Genomic DNA, 18,701 nt, shown 5'->3' with positions numbered 1-18,701 from the left:
AGACATTAATTACAATGGGACAAGTAGATGGTTTCATGAAATATAATCGCGAGAACCCTCCGTTGCGCGATCCAAAAGAAAGAGTAAAAGATTACAAAGAAGTATATGTACCTCTTGAGAAGGAAAAGCTGAAAACAAATGCCGCAAGGTGTATGGATTGTGGCGTTCCTTTTTGTCACAATGGTTGCCCGCTTGGTAATAACATTCCTGACTTTAACGATGCTGTTTATCGCGGTAGCTGGGAAGAAGCTATTCAGATTCTTAGCAGCACCAATAACTTTCCAGAATTCACTGGTAGAATTTGCCCTGCGCCTTGTGAGGCAAGTTGTGTGTTAAGCATTAACAACAAACCTGTAACTATTGAATACATTGAAAAGAGTATAGCGGAGACTGCTTTTGAAAAAGGATACATCAAGGCAAATCCCCCTTATACCAGAACAGGAAAGCGAGTAGCAGTTATAGGTTCAGGCCCGGCTGGCCTTGCTGCAGCAGCACAGCTTAACAAGGCAGGACACTGGGTAACTGTTTTTGAACGCAGTGACAGGGTAGGGGGACTTTTACGCTATGGGATACCTGACTTTAAATTAGAGAAGTCAGTGATTGAGCGTAGAGTACGGCTAATGGAGCAGGAAGGAATTATATTCCGGACAAATGCACATGTAGGTGTAAATGTGAGCGCACAACACCTACAAAAAAAATTTGACGCAGTTGTAATATGTGGCGGGGCGTCGGCACCGCGTGATCTTCCTATTCCAGGAAGAAGTTTAAAAGGTGTTCATTTTGCAATGGAGTTTCTTCCTCAGCAAAATAAGCGCGTAGCGGGTGATAAAATTTTTTCAGGCGATATTCTCGCAACTGGTAAAAATGTATTGGTAATAGGCGGTGGTGATACAGGTTCTGACTGCGTTGGCACTTCTAACCGTCAGGGTGCCGCAAGTGTTACTCAAATAGAGCTACTGGCTAAACCCCCCTTGCAAAGAACAGATAGTAATCCATGGCCTCTCTGGCCGATGGTACTCATGACTTCCTCATCACATGAAGAAGGTGTGAACCGCCAATGGGCTATTTTGACTAAAGAGTTTCTAGGCGATAACAATGGCAGGCTGACTGGTTTGAAGGTTGTCGATATTAAGTGTGGTGTCAATGCGCAGGGTAAAATGGGTTTTGAAGAGATAGCAGGAACTGAGCGTGTTTTGCCATGTGAACTTGCGTTGCTTGCTATTGGGTTTACAGGTGCTGAAAAGTCGGGCATGGTTGAAGAGCTGAACCTCGAATTAGATGAGAGAACCAATATTAAGACTGAAAACTACATGACGAGCCAGGAAGGAATCTTTGCTGCAGGAGATATCCGAAGAGGTCAATCATTGGTGGTATGGGCAATTTCTGAAGGAAGAGAAGCAGCCCGTGCAGTTGATACCTGGTTGATGGGCTCATCTAACCTTGAATCGAAAGATGAATCTTTTCTTAATATGGCAAAGATAGCTTAATTGAAAATTTAGATTTTCCTTGGAGGCCTTCTCTGTAAAAAGGGAAGGCCTTCTTATTTATGATTATTTGGTAGGATAGAACTATTTTTGTGCGACTTTAATTATAGTGACGTGTCTAATAAAAAAGTAAAAGTTGGAATGGTGCAAATGTCTTGTACCGCCAATAAAGAAGAAAACCTTTCAAAAGCTATTACTAAAATTCAGGAAGCTGCAGCCAAAGGAGCACAGGTTGTTTGTCTTCAGGAGCTATTTACATCACTTTACTTTTGTGATGTAGAAGATTACGAGAATTTTAAACTGGCTGAGCCAATTCCAGGTCCATCTACTGATGCGCTATCTAAAGTTGCCAAAGAACTTGGAGTGGTAGTTATCGCGTCATTATTTGAGAAGCGTACAAATGGTATTTACCACAACACAACAGCTGTGCTTGACGCTGACGGCACTTACCTCGGTAAGTATCGCAAGATGCACATACCCGATGATCCCGCGTATTATGAGAAATTTTACTTTACCCCTGGTGACCTTGGATATAAGGTTTTTAAGACCAAATTCGCTTCAATAGGAGTTTTAATTTGCTGGGACCAGTGGTACCCCGAGGCAGCTCGGATTACAAGCTTAATGGGAGCCGAAATACTTTTCTATCCTACTGCTATTGGTTGGGCAACGTCTCAGGACGAAGACACAAATAATGAACAATACAATGCATGGCAGACAATTCAACGAAGTCATGCGGTAGCAAATGGCATTCACGTAGTAAGTGTTAATCGTGTAGGATTGGAGCAAAATGGAGCAATGAAGTTTTGGGGTGGTTCTTTTATTGCCAATCCTTTTGGTAAATTACTTTATCTAGCCTCCCATGATAAGGAAGAAGTACATGTTCAGGAACTGGATCTCGATAAAACGGATCGTTACAGAACGCATTGGCCTTTCCTTCGCGACAGGAGGATAGACTCTTATCAACCGATTACCAAGCGTTATATCGACGAAGAGATCTAACAGTTAAGTTCTTAAATGAACTTTATAACTTTCGGACCTTAAACACTTAAATTCTTGAATAGCTTTATTCCTAAAGAACACGGATATTATTTTCCAGCTGAATTCGCAAAACATACTGCAACATGGCTGAGCTGGCCTCACAAGGAGGCGTCATGGCCCGGCAAGATTGAAAGTATTTACCCTGTGTATGCACAGTTTATTAAACTTCTTGCCGAAGGTGAGAAGGTTAATATTAATGTGATTGATGAAGCGATGAAGCAAAAAGCCATCGGGTACTTGTATGAGGTTGGTGCTGACTTAAACAATATCCAGTTCTTTTTTCATCCAACGAATGATGCATGGTGTCGTGATCATGGACCTGCTTTTCTGGTTAATCCAAAGGCAGAACAAAAGAAGATTGTTGTAGACTGGGGCTATAACGCATGGGGTGGGAAGTATCCTCCTTTTGATCTTGACGACAACATCCCGACGCTGATTGCAAAACATTATAATATTCCGGTTTACTATCCGGGTATTGTAATGGAGGGTGGCTCTGTTGATTTCAACGGTACGGGTACCGTTTTAACAACGACTTCTTGCTTATTAAATGAAAACAGAAATCCTCATTTAAATAAGCAGCAGATTGAAGAATACCTTCATAAGTATTATGGAGTTGATAATATTCTTTGGTTAGGTGATGGAATTGTGGGGGATGACACTGATGGACATATAGATGACCTTACAAGGTTTGTAAACCAGGATACCGTAGTTACAGTTGTTGAGAGCAATAAGAAGGATGAGAATTACGAACCTCTTCAGGAAAATCTTAAACTTCTTAAGAAACTGAGGCTTGAGAACGGCAAGCAAATGAACATAATTGAATTGCCAATGCCATCTCCTGTTATACACGAAGACATGCGACTCCCTGCATCGTATGCAAACTTCTATATAGGCAATAAGTATGTTATTGTTCCAACTTTCCGAGATAAAAACGACGATAAAGCGTTGTTGCTATTAGAGCAATGTTTTACTGACCGAAAGGTGGTAGGACTTGACTCTCTTGATATTATCTGGGGCCTAGGATCTTTCCATTGCTTAAGTCAACAAGAGCCGGCAGTCTAGTCGAAGACAAAAACCTCGTCAGGAGTAACTGCACAAGTTAATCGCTGATCGTTAAGATTTACGTTTTCAATTTCATCAACGGGAGGGAACAGGGAGATACCAATTCTTTGTATCCTTCCTGTACATTGATTTAAGAACTTATCGTAAAAGCCTCTTCCGTATCCTACTCGGTGACCGCTCTTATCGAAAGCTAAAAGAGGAACAATAACAGCATCGATTTTTTCCAATGGCACGGGCACACCTTGCTTGGGCTCAGGGATGCCCCATGTATTTTTTTCTAACTGATTTTCTCCTTCAAAATAAAAGTGATCCAGGTTAGATGTCTGCGTGTTGATCTTCGGTATCGCTATCTTTACAGAAGGCAATTGTTTCTTAATTCGCTTAATAAGTTTTCGTGTATCTGGTTCTTTCGTTTTTTCAATAGGAAGAAAGGAATGAAGAACACTTAGTGTTGAGAAGTCGATTGACTTAAAAAAGTTGTCAATAAGGCTTTCATTTAACTTATCATAAGTCTCTTGCGAAAGCGATGACCTCTTCTCAAGGAACAATTTTCTAAGTGCTTCTTTTGTCATTATTCAGTATACGTTAAAACATTAAAGGAAAAATCAAAAGGATCAAAGTGTTCTATCAACTTAGCAATAAATCGATTGTCTTGCTGATAAAAGTTAAGAAAATTATCGGTTCTTTCCTGAAGATTACCATTCGGGAACAACGCATCTTTAACACTTTCTATTTGTTTAAGTCTATCTGTATGTAGTCTTTTTTCTGCCCGAAGAAGTTTGCGCTCGATCTTTTCAAGGCTATTTATAGCACGTTTTCCTTCTGCACCAACAAATGGGCCTAACGTTGGGTCGATAGACTCGGCTTTTTTTCTTAATAAGTTGTAGATATTGCTAATGGTATTGTGTTCTTCTCCAACAGTTAGATTGTGCCTGGTGTTTTTTAGTACCCAGTGGTTAAATATATAATTCTTTTCCTCGAAGAAGTCTGTTAAATTTAATCCTGTCTTCTCAAGCTTTCTGTTAACAGTATGATCGATGACTAATGCAAAATTTCTTGGTATGAGAACAGGAAATGGTGTATTAAAATGATCGAACACTGCTTTTAACTGTAGCCAGTATACTATTTCAGCCGGGCCACCAACATAACCGAGATTAGGAAGGATGATTTCCTGATACAGCGGTCTTAGAATAACATTTGGACTAAACTTTTCAGGTTGTGTATTGATTAGCGTCAGTATCTCCTCTTCAGAAAAATTAAGTTGAGTGTCTAAAACTTGAAATCTGTCTCCTTGTTTTTCTATTCGGCTTCTAATATTGTTATCGAGGTAAAAGAAGTTAATATCGCGACAAAAGATCTGCGTTTTATAACCCAAGTCTTCAAGTCCTTTGTTCGTATTATCAACATGATTGATTGTGGCTTGTTTGAGAATGTCTTCTTTCATCACTTCTTTTAAAAGCGATTTTAAATCATGGTCGTCGGCATCAACTACAACTACACCTTCGTTCCCAAACAATTCATTAAAATAATACCTTACAGCATCACTAAGCGTTTTGTGTTTTAAATAGGCTTCTTTAAACGGCGTTACGTCGCCTGGTAATTCATTCAGAATTTTTTCAAAGCCTTCTGTTTTAAATCTGCCGACAGCTCCGGTTTGTTTGGTTTCCCACACATATTTTTTTCCGTACAGACGAAAGTATTTTATTTCATCGTAGTCATGATCTTCTGAGGCCATCCAATAAACAGGAACAAAGCTGTATGCAGGATACTTTTTCTTCAGCGCTCTGCAAGCATTAATGACCGTAACTATTTTATAAATAAAGTATAAGGGGCCGGTGAAAATATTAAGCTGGTGCCCGGTAGTTACTGTGAAAGTTTTAGAATCTGTGAGAGAGGCAATATTGTTTCTAACAGGCTCTGACTGTATTAGAGAAGAGTATTGTTTTTGAATTACCGCTTCAAGCACCTTTCGGTTTTCAGTACTAAAAGACTGACCTTTATTTGTTAATGTTTTGTTAAAATTCTCTATTGAAGGGAATTGATCAAAGAAAGGTTTTAACGATTCTTTCTGATGAATATAATCTGTAAAAAATGAAGAGAACGCTTTTGTATCTGTAAACGGAATTTTCGTTAGCCGCATGTTAACAACAAGATATGGGTGGTGGAAATTTTAAACCATAATCGAATAACGGCAATTTAATGATAAGGTTCTAAGAAATTATATTGTTACTTAACAAGCTCTGCTGTAAGGTCAAATTCTGATGTATCCTTAACTCTAACATTAACAAAATCACCAACTCTTAAGTACTCAGATGTAGCATCAATAATTACTTCGTTATCTACTTCAGGTGAATCGAACTCGGTGCGGCCAATATAATTGCCACCTTCTTTTCTGTCGATAATAACTTTAAAGGTTTTACCTATTTTATTTTGATTTAACTCAAGTGAAATGCCTTGCTGCAGCTCCATAATAGCATCGGTTCTTTCTTGCTTTAATTCGGCAGGTACATCATCATTAAAAGAGTACGAATGTGTATTCTCTTCGTGCGAATAACCAAATACTCCTAGTCTGTCGAATCTAGACTTTTCTACAAAATCATAGAGTTCGTTAAACTCATCTTCTGTCTCACCAGGGTGTCCGGTAATCATTGTTGTTCTGATGGCAATGCCAGGCACCTTTGAGCGTATTGTAGCAAGAAGCTCTTCGGTTTTCTCACGGGTAATCCCTCTTCTCATCATCTGGAGCATTTTAGTTGACCCATGCTGAAGTGGAATATCGAGGTATTTACAAATGTTTGGTCTTTCTGCCATAACATCTAAAACATCCATCGGGAACCCGGCAGGAAATGCATAGTGTAGTCTTATCCAATCGATGCCTTCAACATCCGAAAGGTTTTTAAGCAATTCTGCTAAATTTCTTTTTTTGTAAAGGTCTAAACCGTAATACGTAGAATCCTGCGCGATAATAAGCAGTTCTTTGGTTCCTGTTTTTACCAGGTTTTTTGCTTCTTTCACCAGTTCTTCAATAGGCCTTGAAATATGTTTACCCCGCATTAACGGGATAGCACAAAAAGAACATGGACGGTCGCACCCTTCTGATATTTTCAAATATGCAAAATGGCTTGGATTAGTTAAGATGCGTTCACCAACAAGTTCGTGTTTGTAATCGGCTTTAAAAACTTTTAAGAGTCGGGAAAGATCTCGTGTACCAAACCAGGCATCTACTTCAGGAATTTCTTTTTCGAGATCATCTTTATATCGCTGGGAAAGGCACCCTGTCACATAAACCTTATCAACAACACCTTCCTCTTTTGCATCTACGTAACGAAGAATGGTGTCAATAGATTCTTGCTTGGCATTATCGATGAAACCGCAGGTATTTATAACAACAACATTGGCGTCGTCTTGTGCTGATTCATGAACTGCATTAATGCCGTTGCCTTTTAATTGCGTGAGCAGCACTTCTGAGTCAACCAGGTTTTTAGAGCAGCCTAGTGTAACTATGTTTACTTTGGTGTTTTTTATCCCTTTTGTTTTCATTTTGCCTTCAGGTAGCCTTCTAAACAACAAACTTGCTCTTATAATTCGGAAGAGCAGTACTGTTTAAATCACAAAGGTACAAATAATGCATCAGGAATACCGAACGGAAATAATACCTTGAATTTTAAAAAATAGCTTATGAGAGATGTGGCCTTAAAGCGGTTGGTTTATCTTTACGGCCGAAAATGAATTTTATACGAAATATTATCTGGTGTATTCTATTGGTGATGGTGGTAATATCATGCCTTGAGGAGCCGGATTGCTTTACATTGAATAATAATATTGTTGGATTCTCTATAAGAGATACAATCAGAGATTCCACAGGGATAGATACTTTTGCTTATTTTTTTGCAAATCGTTCAAAAACATTTCGATTTACCGACACTACTAGCGTCGTTAAAGAAGGGGACAGAGTTGGATTGCCAGTTGATTTCTTACATGATAGCACGGAATTGATTTTCTATAAATTTAATGGCAAAAATAGCTTGAACGTGCAGGATACTCTAATAGACACACTTGTGGTTGCCTATAGGACACAAGCGCAGTATGTTTCAGATGATTGTGGTGAGCGTTTTGTTCTTTCTAATTTGAGGATCCTTAGGCATACCTTTGATGAAGTACGGCTTCTTAATCGAGAGCCGGGTAGGGATAATAATGCCAGAAATATTGAAATCTATTATTACAAATGAGAACTACACTGGCGATATCGTTAATGCTTCTTTCTTGGCCAGTGTTTGCTCAGACGCTCCCTGATTCCCTTAAGTTAGATACCGCGGCTATTAAGAAAAGCAAATTTCTTCCTACGGGTCTACGCATCGGAACCGACCTTATCAGTATTGTGAAATCACAAACACAAGACGATTTTTCGGGTTGGGAGATAAATGCCGACGTAGATCTTTACAGATACCTTTTTGAGGTTGATTACGGAAAATCAAGCAGATCTTATCCAGGAGATTCTTCTGCTTACAGCAATGATGGCAATTTTTGGCGCATAGGGTTAGATGCGAATTTTTTAACACGTGATGAAGATAGAAATGTATTTTTTATCGGCTTGCGATATGGCAGGGCCAGGTATTCTGAACAAATGTCTATCATTCCTAGAGATGAGAATTGGGGAGACGGACAAAGACACACTTTTTCTAATAATGATTTAACCGCTCATTGGATGGAATTGAATGGTGGCCTAAAAGTTAAAATCTGGGAGTATGTTTGGCTGGGCTTTACCGGCCGGCTTAAATTCGGATTAAGCGAGAATACGTCTAACCCGATGTTAACACATGAAGTGCCGGGTTACGGAAGAACAGATAGAGATACTTACTGGGGTTTTAACTATTACGTCTTCTTTAGAATCCCGTTCAGGAAAGCTTATCCCATTCTGCCGCCTAAAAAGAAGAAGTAATTAATTTTTCTTAAAGAAGGAATCAACAAACTCCATTTTGTTGAAAGGCTGAAGATCTTCAGCTTTTTCTCCAACGCCGATATATTTAACCGGGATTTTAAATTCATCTGAAATTCCAATAACAACACCACCTTTGGCAGTACCATCAAGTTTTGTAATGGCAAGTGCTGTAACCTCTGTTGCTTTTGTGAACTCTCTTGCCTGGATAACAGCATTTTGTCCTGTGCTACCATCTAATACAAGTAGTACTTCGTGAGGAGCGTCGGGGACTACTTTTTCCATCACTCGCTTAATCTTCGAGAGTTCGTTCATTAAGTTCACTTTCGTGTGTAATCTGCCTGCAGTATCAACAATAACAATATCAGCATTTCGTTCGACACCTTCTTTAACAGCCTCGAAAGCAACGGCAGAAGGATCTGTATTCATACCTTTTGCAACTACAGGAACTCCAACACGTTCACCCCACAACTTAAGCTGGTCAACGGCTGCGGCACGGAACGTATCCGCAGCACCAAGTACTACGTTCTTTCCTCTTTTTTTGAATTGAGCAGAGAGCTTGCCAATGGTTGTAGTTTTGCCTACCCCGTTTACGCCTACCACCATAATTACATATGGTTTTTTGCCTGACGGAATTTCAAAATCTTCAGTGTCTTTTGCGTTGGACTCCGTTAGCAATCCCGCTATTTCTTCTCTAAGAATACGATCAAGGTCTGAGGTGCCCATATATTTATCTTTTGCAACTCGGGCTTGTATTCTCTCAATGATTTTAAGTGTAGTTTCAACACCCACATCCGATGTAACCAGTACTTCTTCAAGATTATCCAGCACCTCATCATCTACGGTTGATTTACCAACGATAGCTTTACCCAACTTTGAAAAGAAGCTGTCTTTAGATTTCTCGAGACCTTTGTCCAAAGATTCTTTCTTTTCTTTTGAGAACAATCCGAATAATGCCATGGTATTTTTTTATTTAAGCGAGATGGCTAGAAACTTCAATAATTACAAATTAGTAAAAATTGCGGCCAGTATAAAAGCAAAAAAAGTCCCTTTTAAAAGGGACTTCCGTGTTAAAATTGATGATTCCTTATTTTTTGGCTAATGTTTCTTTAACCAGTTCAGCAGGAACAATTTCTTCTTTAAAGGTGTATGCGCCAGTTTTTTCAGACTTTACAGCCTTAATAACTTTTGCAAAGCTTTTTCCATCACCTTTCTTCAGGGTAGCAACAACTTTCTTTGCCATAATTATTTAATTTCTTTGTGAACGGTATATTTCTTCAAGATAGGATTGTACTTCTTCAGTTCCAATCTTTCGGTTGTATTCTTACGGTTCTTTGTAGTGATGTAGCGGCTCATGCCTGGCATACCAGTAGCTTTGTGCTCTGTACACTCCATAATCACTTGAATCCTATTGCCTTTCTTTGCCATGATTCTTTAATGTTTTTATTATAACACCAGGTTGCCGTTGGCTCTGGCTTCTTTTAATACAGCAGAAATACCATGCTTGTTGATGGTCTTGATAGCTTTAGTGGATACTTTCAATGTGATCCAACGGTCTTCTTCAGGAACGAAAAAACGCTTCTTTTGAAGATTAGGATAAAATCTTCTTTTCGTTTTGTTGTTCGCGTGAGAAACATTGTTACCTACTTGAGGTCTCTTTCCGGTAATTTGACAAACTCGTGCCATATCAGCTCTTTGATTTTAACCCCTTTTTTAAAGGGATTGCAAATATCGGTAAAAGCAATCTAATAATCCAAGTCAGAATCCACATTTCTGGGAAAAACTTGCCATGCAAAAGTGCTTTTAGCCATTGTGTGATACTTAGTTAAACCCGAAAAAGCTGTGAAATGACTTCTTTAGGGTCTAATCCGACAAAATTCTCAATGATCATGTCGGTATCAGCCAGCTCTTCTTTTATATGCGTGGTTGTGATGCCAATAACTTTACAGCCTGCATTTTTTCCTGCCTGCACGCCAGAAATGGAATCTTCTATAACAATGCAATTTTCTGGCTTAAAATTTAGCGCAGCAGCACTTTTAAGATAGATCTGCGGGTTCGGCTTCCCTTCAGTCACAAAAGAATCGTCAAGAATGGTCTCAAAATACTTATGTGTTCCTGTTTTAGCTAAAGTAAAATCGACGTTTGCCCTTGGTGCCGAAGTGGCAATAGCGCGCGGTATCTTATATTCATCCAGCTTTTTAAGAAATGAATCCAGTCCATCTACCAGCCTAATGTCGTTTTCATACAGGTCGCGAAAAAGTTGTTCTTTCTCCTCTGCGTAAGCTTTTAATTTTTCAGGTTCAAGTTTTCCAAAAAGGTTGGTAAGCCAATCTTTGTTGGTGCGGCCGTATATTTTCTCTTTTAAAACTTCTTCAGTCAATTCATGACCATGTTTTTTGCAGAATTGTTTAAGTGCAGTTTTATGAAAAGGGTTACTGTCTATAATAACACCGTCCATGTCGAAGAGAAAAGCTATAGGTTGCATCTTATAATTTTAATGAGCCCGCAAATATGAGAAGTATTTTTTATTCGCCGGGATCATTTCCTTAATTAATGAATGACTAACTCTTTGGTGGTTGTTTTTCCGTGTGAGGTAAATCTTAACAAGTACAGGCCTGCCGCCAGGTTAGGAAGTTTAAATTCATGGATTTCATTTGCCTCTATTTGCTTGGGCTCCATAAGTGCACCCAGCAAAGAAAAGATCTGTACCGTCACTGGCCTGTCGGCTCTTATTTTCAGAATTTCTGATGATGCTACGGGATTAGGATAAACTTCTATCACTGGTTTTGAAGCCAAAGATTTGCCTTCGTCATTCTTGAGTATCTGAATTCCTCCAAGAATATTACCTACCACAAGCGCAGGTTGGTTTGCATTAAAGAGGTTAGCAACAACAGGCCATATGCGTCCACCTAAATTAGCATCAGTATAGCTGGCCAACCTTTTATTGAAGATGATTTCGTGCATTGGCTCTGCATTGTCGCCACGATTTCTGAAGTCGCTGACAATATTGATTACCCCGGTTTGATCGCCTAAAACCAGGTCGGTCTTTCCATCTGCGTTAAGGTCACCTGAAGATATGGCCATATTTTGCCTGTTTACTGATGAGCTAAAACCAAGGAAGCTCGCATTTTCAAGTGTAAATGAAGGCGCAGAAGCTATGCCTGTGTTTTTCCAATATTCAATGGTGCCATTGCTTCTTCCCACCAATAAGTCAGGCAATCCATCTGTATTAACATCTATTACAAACAGGTTCTCGGAAAATGAGAGGCTAAAGTTGACTGGATGTACCGATTGACCCGAGAAGTCGGCTTTGTCAGCACTTTTGTTTGGCACGTAATATAATCTTGTGCTACCTGTTGAGAGGTCCGTTCCTGTAAAGACGAGATCAGTAGTATTGTCCTTATCGATATCAGCGAACTGAATTTTAAGATTATAATAATTTAATAGCGAAAACCTCAAGTAGTCTTCTGTTACCAATTTAAAGTCGGGCAGGTCTTTCGTTCCCGTGTTTTCATAAAGGTATATGGAAGAGGTCAGGTTTTCAGAAGCACTTCTGCTAATAAGTAGATCTAAATCTCCGTCACCATCATAATCAATCAATGTAGGTACTGATTGATCACCAACATCAATCATGTCATCCTGCAAAAAGTTACTTTTAATAAATGTAAAGGACGGGCTGGTATTCGTTCCGTTGTTTTTATAAAACCAGTTAGACTGCTGAAGATTGGTGTTGATAAATTCCTTGCTGTAGATATTTGGTGTAGCAATGATGTCTTTCACACCATCAAAATCAACATCTTCATAAAACGCTCCCGGAAATATGTAAAAATTGGCGGGGCTATTAGCTGGAAAATCTGTAGATGATGTAATAGCCGGCGCCTGGGCTGTTCCGGTGTTGTTTAATAAATAAAGCCTGAAGCATTCTGCTTCAGACATTACAATATCAAGATCACCATCACCATCTGCATCAAACACGAGGAGGCTTTTGCCGGAAGCGTGTTCTATGCGGCCTCCAGGTGCACAGCTTTCTCCATTAAAGGCAAATATGCCACACTGGCATTCTGAAAAGTTGCCCCAGGTTCTTGTTACTCTTTTGAATGTTAAAACATTGCAGTTATTGCTCACATTTTCATGAAAGTCTACAGCTCCGCCTCCGGGATATCGGAAATTAAAAATATCCAGGTCGCCATCACCATCTGCATCAATTATAGCGGGTAGGTCATCAAAGCCAAGTTGAAGATTTACTTTGGCCGAGCCTTCTGTTATTAATACTTCACTTTTTTGTGGCCCACCAGTATCAAATAAATACTTTTCCCAGGTAAGTTGGCTTCCGTTATATGTATTAGTAAATACTTTAATACCCAATATATCTCCTGTAAAAATGTCTTTTTTGCCATCGCAGTTATAATCCCTTAGCAATAACCAGTTTGTTATTTCAGCAGGAAAGAGTTTCTCAAAGTCGGGGGAGTATTTATAGGAGGTGTTGCTAATATTTACAAATGTAATCACCTTGTTGGCCATACGATCAAACAGTACCAGGTCCTCCAACCCATCATTATCCAGGTCCATGGTATTATACTGGGCTGCGTTTAAGCCACCGGCCCAAGGGTTTCCAATTAATTTATTGTTAAGGTCTCTTACAGGTATACCCTGATCTTGTACATAGGTAAACTGGGCCAGGCATACGGCAGGAAGGTATAGCAATACGGTAAGTAAATATCGGAACATGAGAATTAAATTCGCCACCAATATAACGCGGGCCGGCTGATGCTGTTATATTGCCTCAATAAAAAGCGCATACAACAGCGTAAAAGTTTAGATTATTGGTAATCATGAAAATAGAAAACTTATATCAAAAGTTTATTGAAAGTGGTAAAGTTTCCACTGATACAAGGCAAATAACTTCTGGTTCTATATTCTTTGCCCTTAAGGGCGATAAGTTCAATGCAAACGAATTTGCGGAAGAAGCTTTAAAGAAAGGAGCCAGCTATTCTGTAATTGATGAAGAGAAATACAACACAAACGAGCGTTGTCTTCTTGTTGATGATGTATTGAATACTTTACAGAAGCTTGCCCGCTATCATCGTGATCAGCTTAGAATCCCTGTAATCGGGTTGACAGGTTCTAATGGAAAAACCACCAGCAAAGAACTTGTAAACGCCGTATTAAGCAAGAAATTTAAAACATACGCTACCAGGGGAAACCTGAATAATCACATTGGAGTGCCGCTTACTTTATTAGCAATTGATAAGTCGGTAGAAATAGCTGTTGTTGAAATGGGAGCAAATCATTTAGGTGAAATAGCGCTCCTGTCTTCTATTGCAAATCCAACCCATGGCTTTATTACCAACATTGGTAAAGCACACATAGGCACTTTTGGTGGTTTTGAGAACATTATCAAAGGAAAATCAGAATTGTATCAGCATCTTCTTCTAACAGGTGGCCAGGTATTTATCAATTCACAGAACGAGATTCTTGCAAGACTGGCAAAACAATTCACAACCCCTATTTTATATCCCCAAAAGGGCGATTATTACCATGCACAATTGCTAAGTGCTGATCCGATAGTAAAAGTGCTGGCGGAGAATGGTGAAGAGATTACTACCAACCTTATTGGTGCCTATAACTTCGAAAACATAGCTGCGGCGTTGTGTATTGGAAAGTTCTTTGGTGTAGATGCACAGCTCGCTAACCGCGCAATTGCTGAGTATGTACCCAGTAACATGCGTTCTCAGGTAGTAAGAAAGAATTCCAATGCAATTATTTTAGATGCCTACAACGCTAACCCTAGCTCTATGCAGGCTGCAATTGAAAACATTGCGGCTATGAATGTACCTAAAAAGGTTCTTATTCTCGGCGATATGTTTGAGTTGGAAGATGAAGCTGCAAAAGAACACCAGGAAATAGGAAGGCTGATCAAAGAAAAAGGTTTTGAACAAGTGTACTTATGCGGTGCATTATTTAAAACAGCCCTTCATGAAATACCCAAGGCGAAATATTTTGCCAAGAAAGACGAGCTGATTGACGAGCTTAAAACCTTTCCCATTAAAGATGCTACTATATTGGTAAAGGCATCCCGAGGTATAGGCCTCGAAACTATAGTTGACTACTTGTAAGTAATTTCAAAATATCATTCTAATGAATACAGAACTTATACTTAAGTTTCTAAAAGACTTAAGCAAGAATAATGATCGTGATTGGTTTGAGAAGAATAAACAACGCTACCTCGATTCCAAACAAGCTTTTGAAGATGTAGTGTCTGCGTTGCTAAAGGAGCTCGGAAAATTTGATGATGGCATGCAGCACCTCGAGGCAAGAAAACTGATCTTTAGAATATACAGGGATGTCCGGTTCAGTAAAGATAAACGCCCGTATAAAACAAATATGGGCGCTGGCTTTTCACCAAATGGAAAACTGGTACAAGAGCCAGGCTATTATTTACATCTGGAGCCGGGAAATAGAAGTTTTGTAGCGGGAGGTATTTATATGCCTGACGCAACTAACCTAACGAAAATAAGACAAGAGATTGATTATAATAGTGAGAAGCTGGAGAAGATTGTAAACCAGAAAAAGTTTAAAAGCCTTTTTAATGGCTTTGATGAGTTTGACAAATTGAAGACAGCGCCGAAGGGCTATGCCAAAGATCATCCTCATCTACATTGGCTTCAATTAAAAAGTCTTATTGTAAGCAAGAACTTAACGGATAAAGAAGTTGCAGATAAATCATTTGTTAAAAATGCAGCTGAGATTTGTAAGACAATAAAACCGTTAAATGATTTTGTTAAGGAAGCAATTTCATAGCATGTAATACAAGATTGAGCTCTTGTATAGAAAGGGGTTTGCTTAACAATTTCTTCACATTTGTATTCTCCTTTGCTTTTTGAATGTCAGTTGGGTCTATAGTAGAACTAAGCATGATAATTGCCAGGTCTTCTTTCGCGATGTCATCTGTTTTTTCAAGTCGTGCAAGAAAGTCGAAGCCATCAACCTTTGGCATTTTTATATCCAACAAAATCACCAACGGCGCCTGGTATTTCTTCTCCGTTAAAAATTGTAAACCCTCCATGGCACCATTTACCTCATGCACAACACATTCTTCAAATGTAGTTTTGAGCATCGACGCAGTAACAATACGATCGATGTAGCTATCATCAATAATCAGAAAACTTGAATTTTGGTGCATGGTTATTGGTGAGGGCACTGCAATTTATAAAAAATATAACATTAGATAGCCCGGTAGTTATAAAAGGCAATAATCCGTGATGATAATCATGTAAGTTTTACACAAGTAAAGACAGGATAAGATGTACTCCGGTAAGGTTTATAACTAAGGGATTCGTTTAAGATGAAATTGTCGCCTGTCGAAAGAAAAGCAGACCTTTTTACAGGTTTTTATAATGAATTTAAATAAGAGACAGTTTTGATCAGACAATTATCATTACAGTTCAAGACCGAGTAGAGAATAAGCACCCAACGGACAAGCTACTTCTTCTATCTCAATAGCCTCCTTTTTATGAGCGAACCAAGTTTATTAATGTAATTTAAAAGTAAAACCATTGATACAGCGCGCTAATTATCCTGAGGAGTCTGATCATCCCAATCGAAATAATCATCTTTTTGTAACTCGATTTCCTTTTGTTGCTTCTTGCCTTTAAAAGCATCCTTCAGCTCCTGTACTTCGCGCTTGATATCGTTCCCGATTTTCTTCCGTACAGCTTCCACGTCATAGGCTATGCGATAGTTATCTGTGGTTCCATAAATTTTAAGGAAGAGCTTCGACTGGCCCCCTGTTTCTTCAATAGCATTTTGTGCTTCAACATCTACAATTCTTTTTCTTCTTAGGGGAGTAACAATGCGGTACTCGATGCGCTGATCAAAGGTATGTGTGCCACTTACTTTTAAATCGGTAACATTACTTCTGATCTCCATTTGGGGTATGTAAACAGTTTTGTTTTCTATGTGGATGTCGTTCTTTATATCCGAAAAGCGGAGTTTGCTCAGGCTTTCATCATCAAGGTATTTATTTAATTTTTTCATGGGCTCAAAGTTGTTGAGCTCGCCGTTTTTAATAACCATGCCGATATCTGCGATTAATGTTTCCGGAAATAACCTTAGGTTCTGGTTAAAGGTCATTTCCAAATTAACTTCTGCAAAGGTGCGGCCTTTTAGATGTTTGTCTTTAATAAAATCCTGGTTGAAGTTTTCGAACACATAGAAGGCGCTGTCCACGTGGATGCCATTCAGCTTTACCGTACTCACAAGGTCTATAGCCTTATGATTTTTAGCGTCAACAATTCCTGATAAAGTCATGTCGCCCCCCATGGATTGGAACGATAAATTCCTTGATACCGCCACCTCATTTTTTACCAGTAAATCGCCTTTGATATTCCTTGCATTAAATTTTCTGTAGCGTAGTTTGGTTACATCACAATTAAAGTTAAGGTTAACATTGCGCGAGATTGCAAATTCGTACTGCTCTTCTTTCTCTGCTGACTTAGTGCCGAAGCTTAGGGCAAAGATTTCATCCAGGTCTAAAAAAGCAGATTTGAGATCGGTTTCAATGCCAATAGGCTGGTTGTCGAAAAGCAGAAAAGTAATGACGTTTTTAAAGAATCCATTAAGAAGAAAATCAGATTTGCCGAGTTTCCCTTTTACGTTGCTTAGCGCGAGATCATTGTTACTAAACTGTAAGCTTCCGTTTAATTGCTGGAGTTTAATCTTGTGCTCGCCGTATGTGAGGGTAATGTTGTTAAGATCAATAGTTCCCTGCGTTGAGACACGTTGTGCTGTAGCCTTGTTTTTAAGAAGACCGATCTTCCCTTCGAAAGCAATGTCTGTAGTAAGCGATCCGTTGGCCTCTTCAATTGATTCTATAGGGTAGAAGCCGAGTACAGATGATGCATCCAGCTTGCCCTTGAACTTAAAAATGATAGCAGGGTCAACAAAATTATTGAGAACAAAGTCTGCCTGGAAAGGCTCGCCGTTGAGTTCGCCTCTTACATTTTTAAGAACCAGAGAACCTTGCCTGAGATCGCTGTACGTACCGCTGGCAAATGAGCCCTGCAAGGTCGCTTTTTCTATTTTCGATTTGTATTCAGGGTGATAAATGGTTGCATTATCAAACCCGAACTCTGCGGAGAAAGACGGGTGTTTGTTCTTGCCGATCTCTCCTTTTAATCTCGATTTAAAATATACATCGCCTTCACTTCTGTATTTCTCAACACTGCTACTAACAGTTTGTGGCAGTAGCGAGAGGATGGTTTGTATCGATGTATTGGTGCCTTCTGTGGTAAGGTCTATCAGGTTTTTCTCTTTCCAGGCGTAGGAGCCACTTACATTAAAAGATGCTTTTCCAAGTTCGAGTAAAGATGGATCTATTAAAAGTGTTTTATCCTTATCGTTATAGATAAGACTACTTTGAATGTTAAATGCTTTTCCGGCAAGGTAGGGCTTACCTTCTATCTCAATTTTTTCAGTAGTGAGCTGGCCTTTTGCCTTTATGTTGTAGTTAAAGTCAGTAATGCCAATGGAAGCAGTCAACGCCTTACTTGAGAACCTGAGGTTTTGTTTCCCGTAAAGGTCGAAATAGTTAAAGACGGTTTTCTCCAGCTCAACATTATTTAATGCAAAGCTCACTGTTTCTTTTCCTGTGCTTTTGGTTTTCTTTAAGATCTTATAGTTATTTTCTCCGTCCGCGTTGATCTTGAAATTCGTTTCGCTATCAATAATCTTTAATCCTTCAATCTTGTAATTCCCCTGCCATACTTCAATGGGATTCATCTGAAACGAAATTTTTTTGGCTGTTAAAAGCGGGTACTGACCATGATGGCTGTCTTCAACATAAACGTCGGTTATTACAATGGAGAGCTTGGGAAATTGCTGGAAAACAGAGACATCTATTTTTCCAACCTTTACGGGAGTGTTAAGACTCTTATTGGCTTCTCTGATAAACTCGTTGATGATCTTATCCTTAAACAGGAAAACAGATGCTACCAGTGCAATTAACAGAATGCCAATTGTAAGTGAAATATAAAAAAGGAGCTTGCGAAGCGTCTTCAATGGTAAAAGAATAGTATTGCAAAAATACGTACTTAATTGAAACCGAGATAAGTTGGTTTTATTATGATTAAAGGCAAAATCATACTCGTAAGTTTAACCGTAATCAAGCAAAATCACCACTA

Annotated in this window: 18 protein-coding genes; 7 read left to right on the top strand and 11 right to left on the bottom strand. The window is 39.1% G+C overall.

From position 1 onward, the window contains the following. The first annotated feature begins 14 nt into the window (after positions 1-14). The 3 genes from KK060_RS05010 to KK060_RS05000 all read left to right on the top strand — a co-directional run bounded on the left by KK060_RS05010 (position 15) and on the right by KK060_RS05000 (position 3,584). The gene (locus KK060_RS05010; RefSeq protein WP_254152598.1) at positions 15-1,487 is read left to right on the top strand and encodes a glutamate synthase subunit beta; all 1,473 of its coding nucleotides are present in this window, start codon (positions 15-17) and stop codon (positions 1,485-1,487) included. A 138-nt stretch (positions 1,488-1,625) separates the two neighbouring features. After that, positions 1,626-2,483 carry a carbon-nitrogen hydrolase gene (locus KK060_RS05005; protein WP_254152680.1) on the top strand — a complete coding sequence of 286 codons (858 nt, stop codon included), beginning with the start codon at positions 1,626-1,628 and terminating at the stop codon, positions 2,481-2,483. Between the two features lie 54 nt (positions 2,484-2,537). Beyond that, complete coding sequence (locus KK060_RS05000; RefSeq protein WP_254152597.1) at positions 2,538-3,584, top strand: agmatine deiminase family protein; 1,047 nt, start codon at positions 2,538-2,540, stop codon at positions 3,582-3,584. On the opposite strand, the gene KK060_RS04995 is transcribed toward KK060_RS05000, so the two are convergent. The 3 genes from KK060_RS04995 to rimO form a co-directional block, all read right to left on the bottom strand. After that, entirely contained in the window at positions 3,581-4,156 is a 576-nt protein-coding gene (locus tag KK060_RS04995; protein ID WP_254152596.1) for a 5-formyltetrahydrofolate cyclo-ligase, read from the bottom strand. The genes KK060_RS05000 and KK060_RS04995 overlap by 4 nt on opposite strands. Further along, a complete protein-coding gene (bshC, locus tag KK060_RS04990) occupies positions 4,156-5,724 on the bottom strand; it encodes a bacillithiol biosynthesis cysteine-adding enzyme BshC (RefSeq protein ID WP_254152595.1) in 1,569 nt (522 codons plus the stop codon). The genes KK060_RS04995 and bshC overlap by 1 nt, the downstream gene beginning before the upstream one ends. A gap of 86 nt (positions 5,725-5,810) precedes the next feature. Beyond that, positions 5,811-7,124, bottom strand: coding sequence for a 30S ribosomal protein S12 methylthiotransferase RimO (gene rimO / locus KK060_RS04985; protein ID WP_254152594.1), 1,314 nt, complete (start codon positions 7,122-7,124; stop codon positions 5,811-5,813). A gap of 185 nt (positions 7,125-7,309) precedes the next feature. On the opposite strand from rimO, the gene KK060_RS04980 reads away from it, so the two are divergent. Both KK060_RS04980 and KK060_RS04975 read left to right on the top strand, forming a co-directional pair. Then, entirely contained in the window at positions 7,310-7,813 is a 504-nt protein-coding gene (locus KK060_RS04980) for a DUF6452 family protein (RefSeq protein ID WP_254152593.1), read from the top strand. Continuing rightward, positions 7,810-8,523: a DUF6048 family protein gene (locus KK060_RS04975; protein ID WP_254152592.1), complete on the top strand. Its 714-nt coding sequence runs from the start codon at positions 7,810-7,812 to the stop codon at positions 8,521-8,523. The genes KK060_RS04980 and KK060_RS04975 overlap by 4 nt, the downstream gene beginning before the upstream one ends. Here the strand turns inward: KK060_RS04975 and ftsY are convergent, their stop codons facing one another. From ftsY to KK060_RS04945, 6 genes are all read right to left on the bottom strand, one after another. Next, positions 8,524-9,480, bottom strand: coding sequence for a signal recognition particle-docking protein FtsY (ftsY, locus tag KK060_RS04970; protein ID WP_254152591.1), 957 nt, complete (start codon positions 9,478-9,480; stop codon positions 8,524-8,526). Positions 9,481-9,607: 127 nt separating this feature from the next. Continuing rightward, positions 9,608-9,763 (bottom strand): DUF4295 domain-containing protein, encoded by a 156-nt coding sequence (locus KK060_RS04965; protein ID WP_254152590.1) that lies wholly within the window; start codon positions 9,761-9,763, stop codon positions 9,608-9,610. Between the two features lie 2 nt (positions 9,764-9,765). After that, positions 9,766-9,948: a 50S ribosomal protein L33 gene (gene rpmG / locus KK060_RS04960; protein ID WP_254152589.1), complete on the bottom strand. Its 183-nt coding sequence runs from the start codon at positions 9,946-9,948 to the stop codon at positions 9,766-9,768. Between the two features lie 18 nt (positions 9,949-9,966). Next, positions 9,967-10,206, bottom strand: a complete 240-nt coding sequence (gene rpmB / locus KK060_RS04955) for a 50S ribosomal protein L28 (RefSeq protein ID WP_254152588.1) — start codon at positions 10,204-10,206, stop codon at positions 9,967-9,969. Positions 10,207-10,345: 139 nt separating this feature from the next. Next, positions 10,346-11,005 (bottom strand): HAD family hydrolase, encoded by a 660-nt coding sequence (locus KK060_RS04950; RefSeq protein WP_254152587.1) that lies wholly within the window; start codon positions 11,003-11,005, stop codon positions 10,346-10,348. Between the two features lie 65 nt (positions 11,006-11,070). Further along, positions 11,071-13,248, bottom strand: coding sequence for a T9SS type A sorting domain-containing protein (locus KK060_RS04945; RefSeq protein WP_254152586.1), 2,178 nt, complete (start codon positions 13,246-13,248; stop codon positions 11,071-11,073). Between the two features lie 104 nt (positions 13,249-13,352). Between KK060_RS04945 and KK060_RS04940 the strand changes: the two genes are divergently transcribed. Together KK060_RS04940 and KK060_RS04935 are read left to right on the top strand one after the other, a co-directional pair. Continuing rightward, positions 13,353-14,636 carry a UDP-N-acetylmuramoyl-tripeptide--D-alanyl-D-alanine ligase gene (locus tag KK060_RS04940; protein ID WP_254152585.1) on the top strand — a complete coding sequence of 428 codons (1,284 nt, stop codon included), beginning with the start codon at positions 13,353-13,355 and terminating at the stop codon, positions 14,634-14,636. A gap of 22 nt (positions 14,637-14,658) precedes the next feature. Continuing rightward, on the top strand, positions 14,659-15,321 hold the full coding sequence (locus KK060_RS04935; protein ID WP_254152584.1) for a DUF2461 domain-containing protein: 663 nt from the start codon (positions 14,659-14,661) through the stop codon (positions 15,319-15,321). Here KK060_RS04935 and KK060_RS04930 read toward each other — a convergent pair. Together KK060_RS04930 and KK060_RS04925 are read right to left on the bottom strand one after the other, a co-directional pair. Beyond that, on the bottom strand, positions 15,302-15,703 hold the full coding sequence (locus KK060_RS04930) for a response regulator (protein WP_254152583.1): 402 nt from the start codon (positions 15,701-15,703) through the stop codon (positions 15,302-15,304). The genes KK060_RS04935 and KK060_RS04930 overlap by 20 nt on opposite strands. A gap of 386 nt (positions 15,704-16,089) precedes the next feature. After that, positions 16,090-18,579, bottom strand: a complete 2,490-nt coding sequence (locus tag KK060_RS04925; protein ID WP_254152582.1) for a DUF3971 domain-containing protein — start codon at positions 18,577-18,579, stop codon at positions 16,090-16,092. Positions 18,580-18,701: the final 122 nt, after the last annotated feature.

The sequence above is a fragment of the Chryseosolibacter indicum genome, from assembly GCF_018598585.1.
In the GTDB taxonomy this organism is placed as follows: domain Bacteria; phylum Bacteroidota; class Bacteroidia; order Cytophagales; family Cyclobacteriaceae; genus Chryseosolibacter; species Chryseosolibacter indicus.
Note: the sequence above shows the minus strand (reverse complement) of the source record. Positions and strands in the feature narration are given on the sequence as shown.

What these genes read in the sequence shown, in the direction of transcription:
- KK060_RS05010 (WP_254152598.1), top strand. Translation starts at nt 15, where the DNA reads ATGGGACAAGTAGATGGTTTCATGAAATATAATCGCGAGAACCCTCCG.
- KK060_RS05005 (WP_254152680.1), top strand. Translation starts at nt 1,626, where the DNA reads ATGGTGCAAATGTCTTGTACCGCCAATAAAGAAGAAAACCTTTCAAAA.
- KK060_RS04995 (WP_254152596.1), bottom strand. Translation starts at nt 4,156, where the DNA reads ATGACAAAAGAAGCACTTAGAAAATTGTTCCTTGAGAAGAGGTCATCG.
- bshC (WP_254152595.1), bottom strand. Translation starts at nt 5,724, where the DNA reads ATGCGGCTAACGAAAATTCCGTTTACAGATACAAAAGCGTTCTCTTCA.
- rimO (WP_254152594.1), bottom strand. Translation starts at nt 7,124, where the DNA reads ATGAAAACAAAAGGGATAAAAAACACCAAAGTAAACATAGTTACACTA.
- KK060_RS04980 (WP_254152593.1), top strand. Translation starts at nt 7,310, where the DNA reads ATGAATTTTATACGAAATATTATCTGGTGTATTCTATTGGTGATGGTG.
- KK060_RS04975 (WP_254152592.1), top strand. Translation starts at nt 7,810, where the DNA reads ATGAGAACTACACTGGCGATATCGTTAATGCTTCTTTCTTGGCCAGTG.
- ftsY (WP_254152591.1), bottom strand. Translation starts at nt 9,480, where the DNA reads ATGGCATTATTCGGATTGTTCTCAAAAGAAAAGAAAGAATCTTTGGAC.
- KK060_RS04965 (WP_254152590.1), bottom strand. Translation starts at nt 9,763, where the DNA reads ATGGCAAAGAAAGTTGTTGCTACCCTGAAGAAAGGTGATGGAAAAAGC.
- rpmG (WP_254152589.1), bottom strand. Translation starts at nt 9,948, where the DNA reads ATGGCAAAGAAAGGCAATAGGATTCAAGTGATTATGGAGTGTACAGAG.
- rpmB (WP_254152588.1), bottom strand. Translation starts at nt 10,206, where the DNA reads ATGGCACGAGTTTGTCAAATTACCGGAAAGAGACCTCAAGTAGGTAAC.
- KK060_RS04950 (WP_254152587.1), bottom strand. Translation starts at nt 11,005, where the DNA reads ATGCAACCTATAGCTTTTCTCTTCGACATGGACGGTGTTATTATAGAC.
- KK060_RS04945 (WP_254152586.1), bottom strand. Translation starts at nt 13,248, where the DNA reads ATGTTCCGATATTTACTTACCGTATTGCTATACCTTCCTGCCGTATGC.
- KK060_RS04940 (WP_254152585.1), top strand. Translation starts at nt 13,353, where the DNA reads ATGAAAATAGAAAACTTATATCAAAAGTTTATTGAAAGTGGTAAAGTT.
- KK060_RS04935 (WP_254152584.1), top strand. Translation starts at nt 14,659, where the DNA reads ATGAATACAGAACTTATACTTAAGTTTCTAAAAGACTTAAGCAAGAAT.
- KK060_RS04930 (WP_254152583.1), bottom strand. Translation starts at nt 15,703, where the DNA reads ATGCACCAAAATTCAAGTTTTCTGATTATTGATGATAGCTACATCGAT.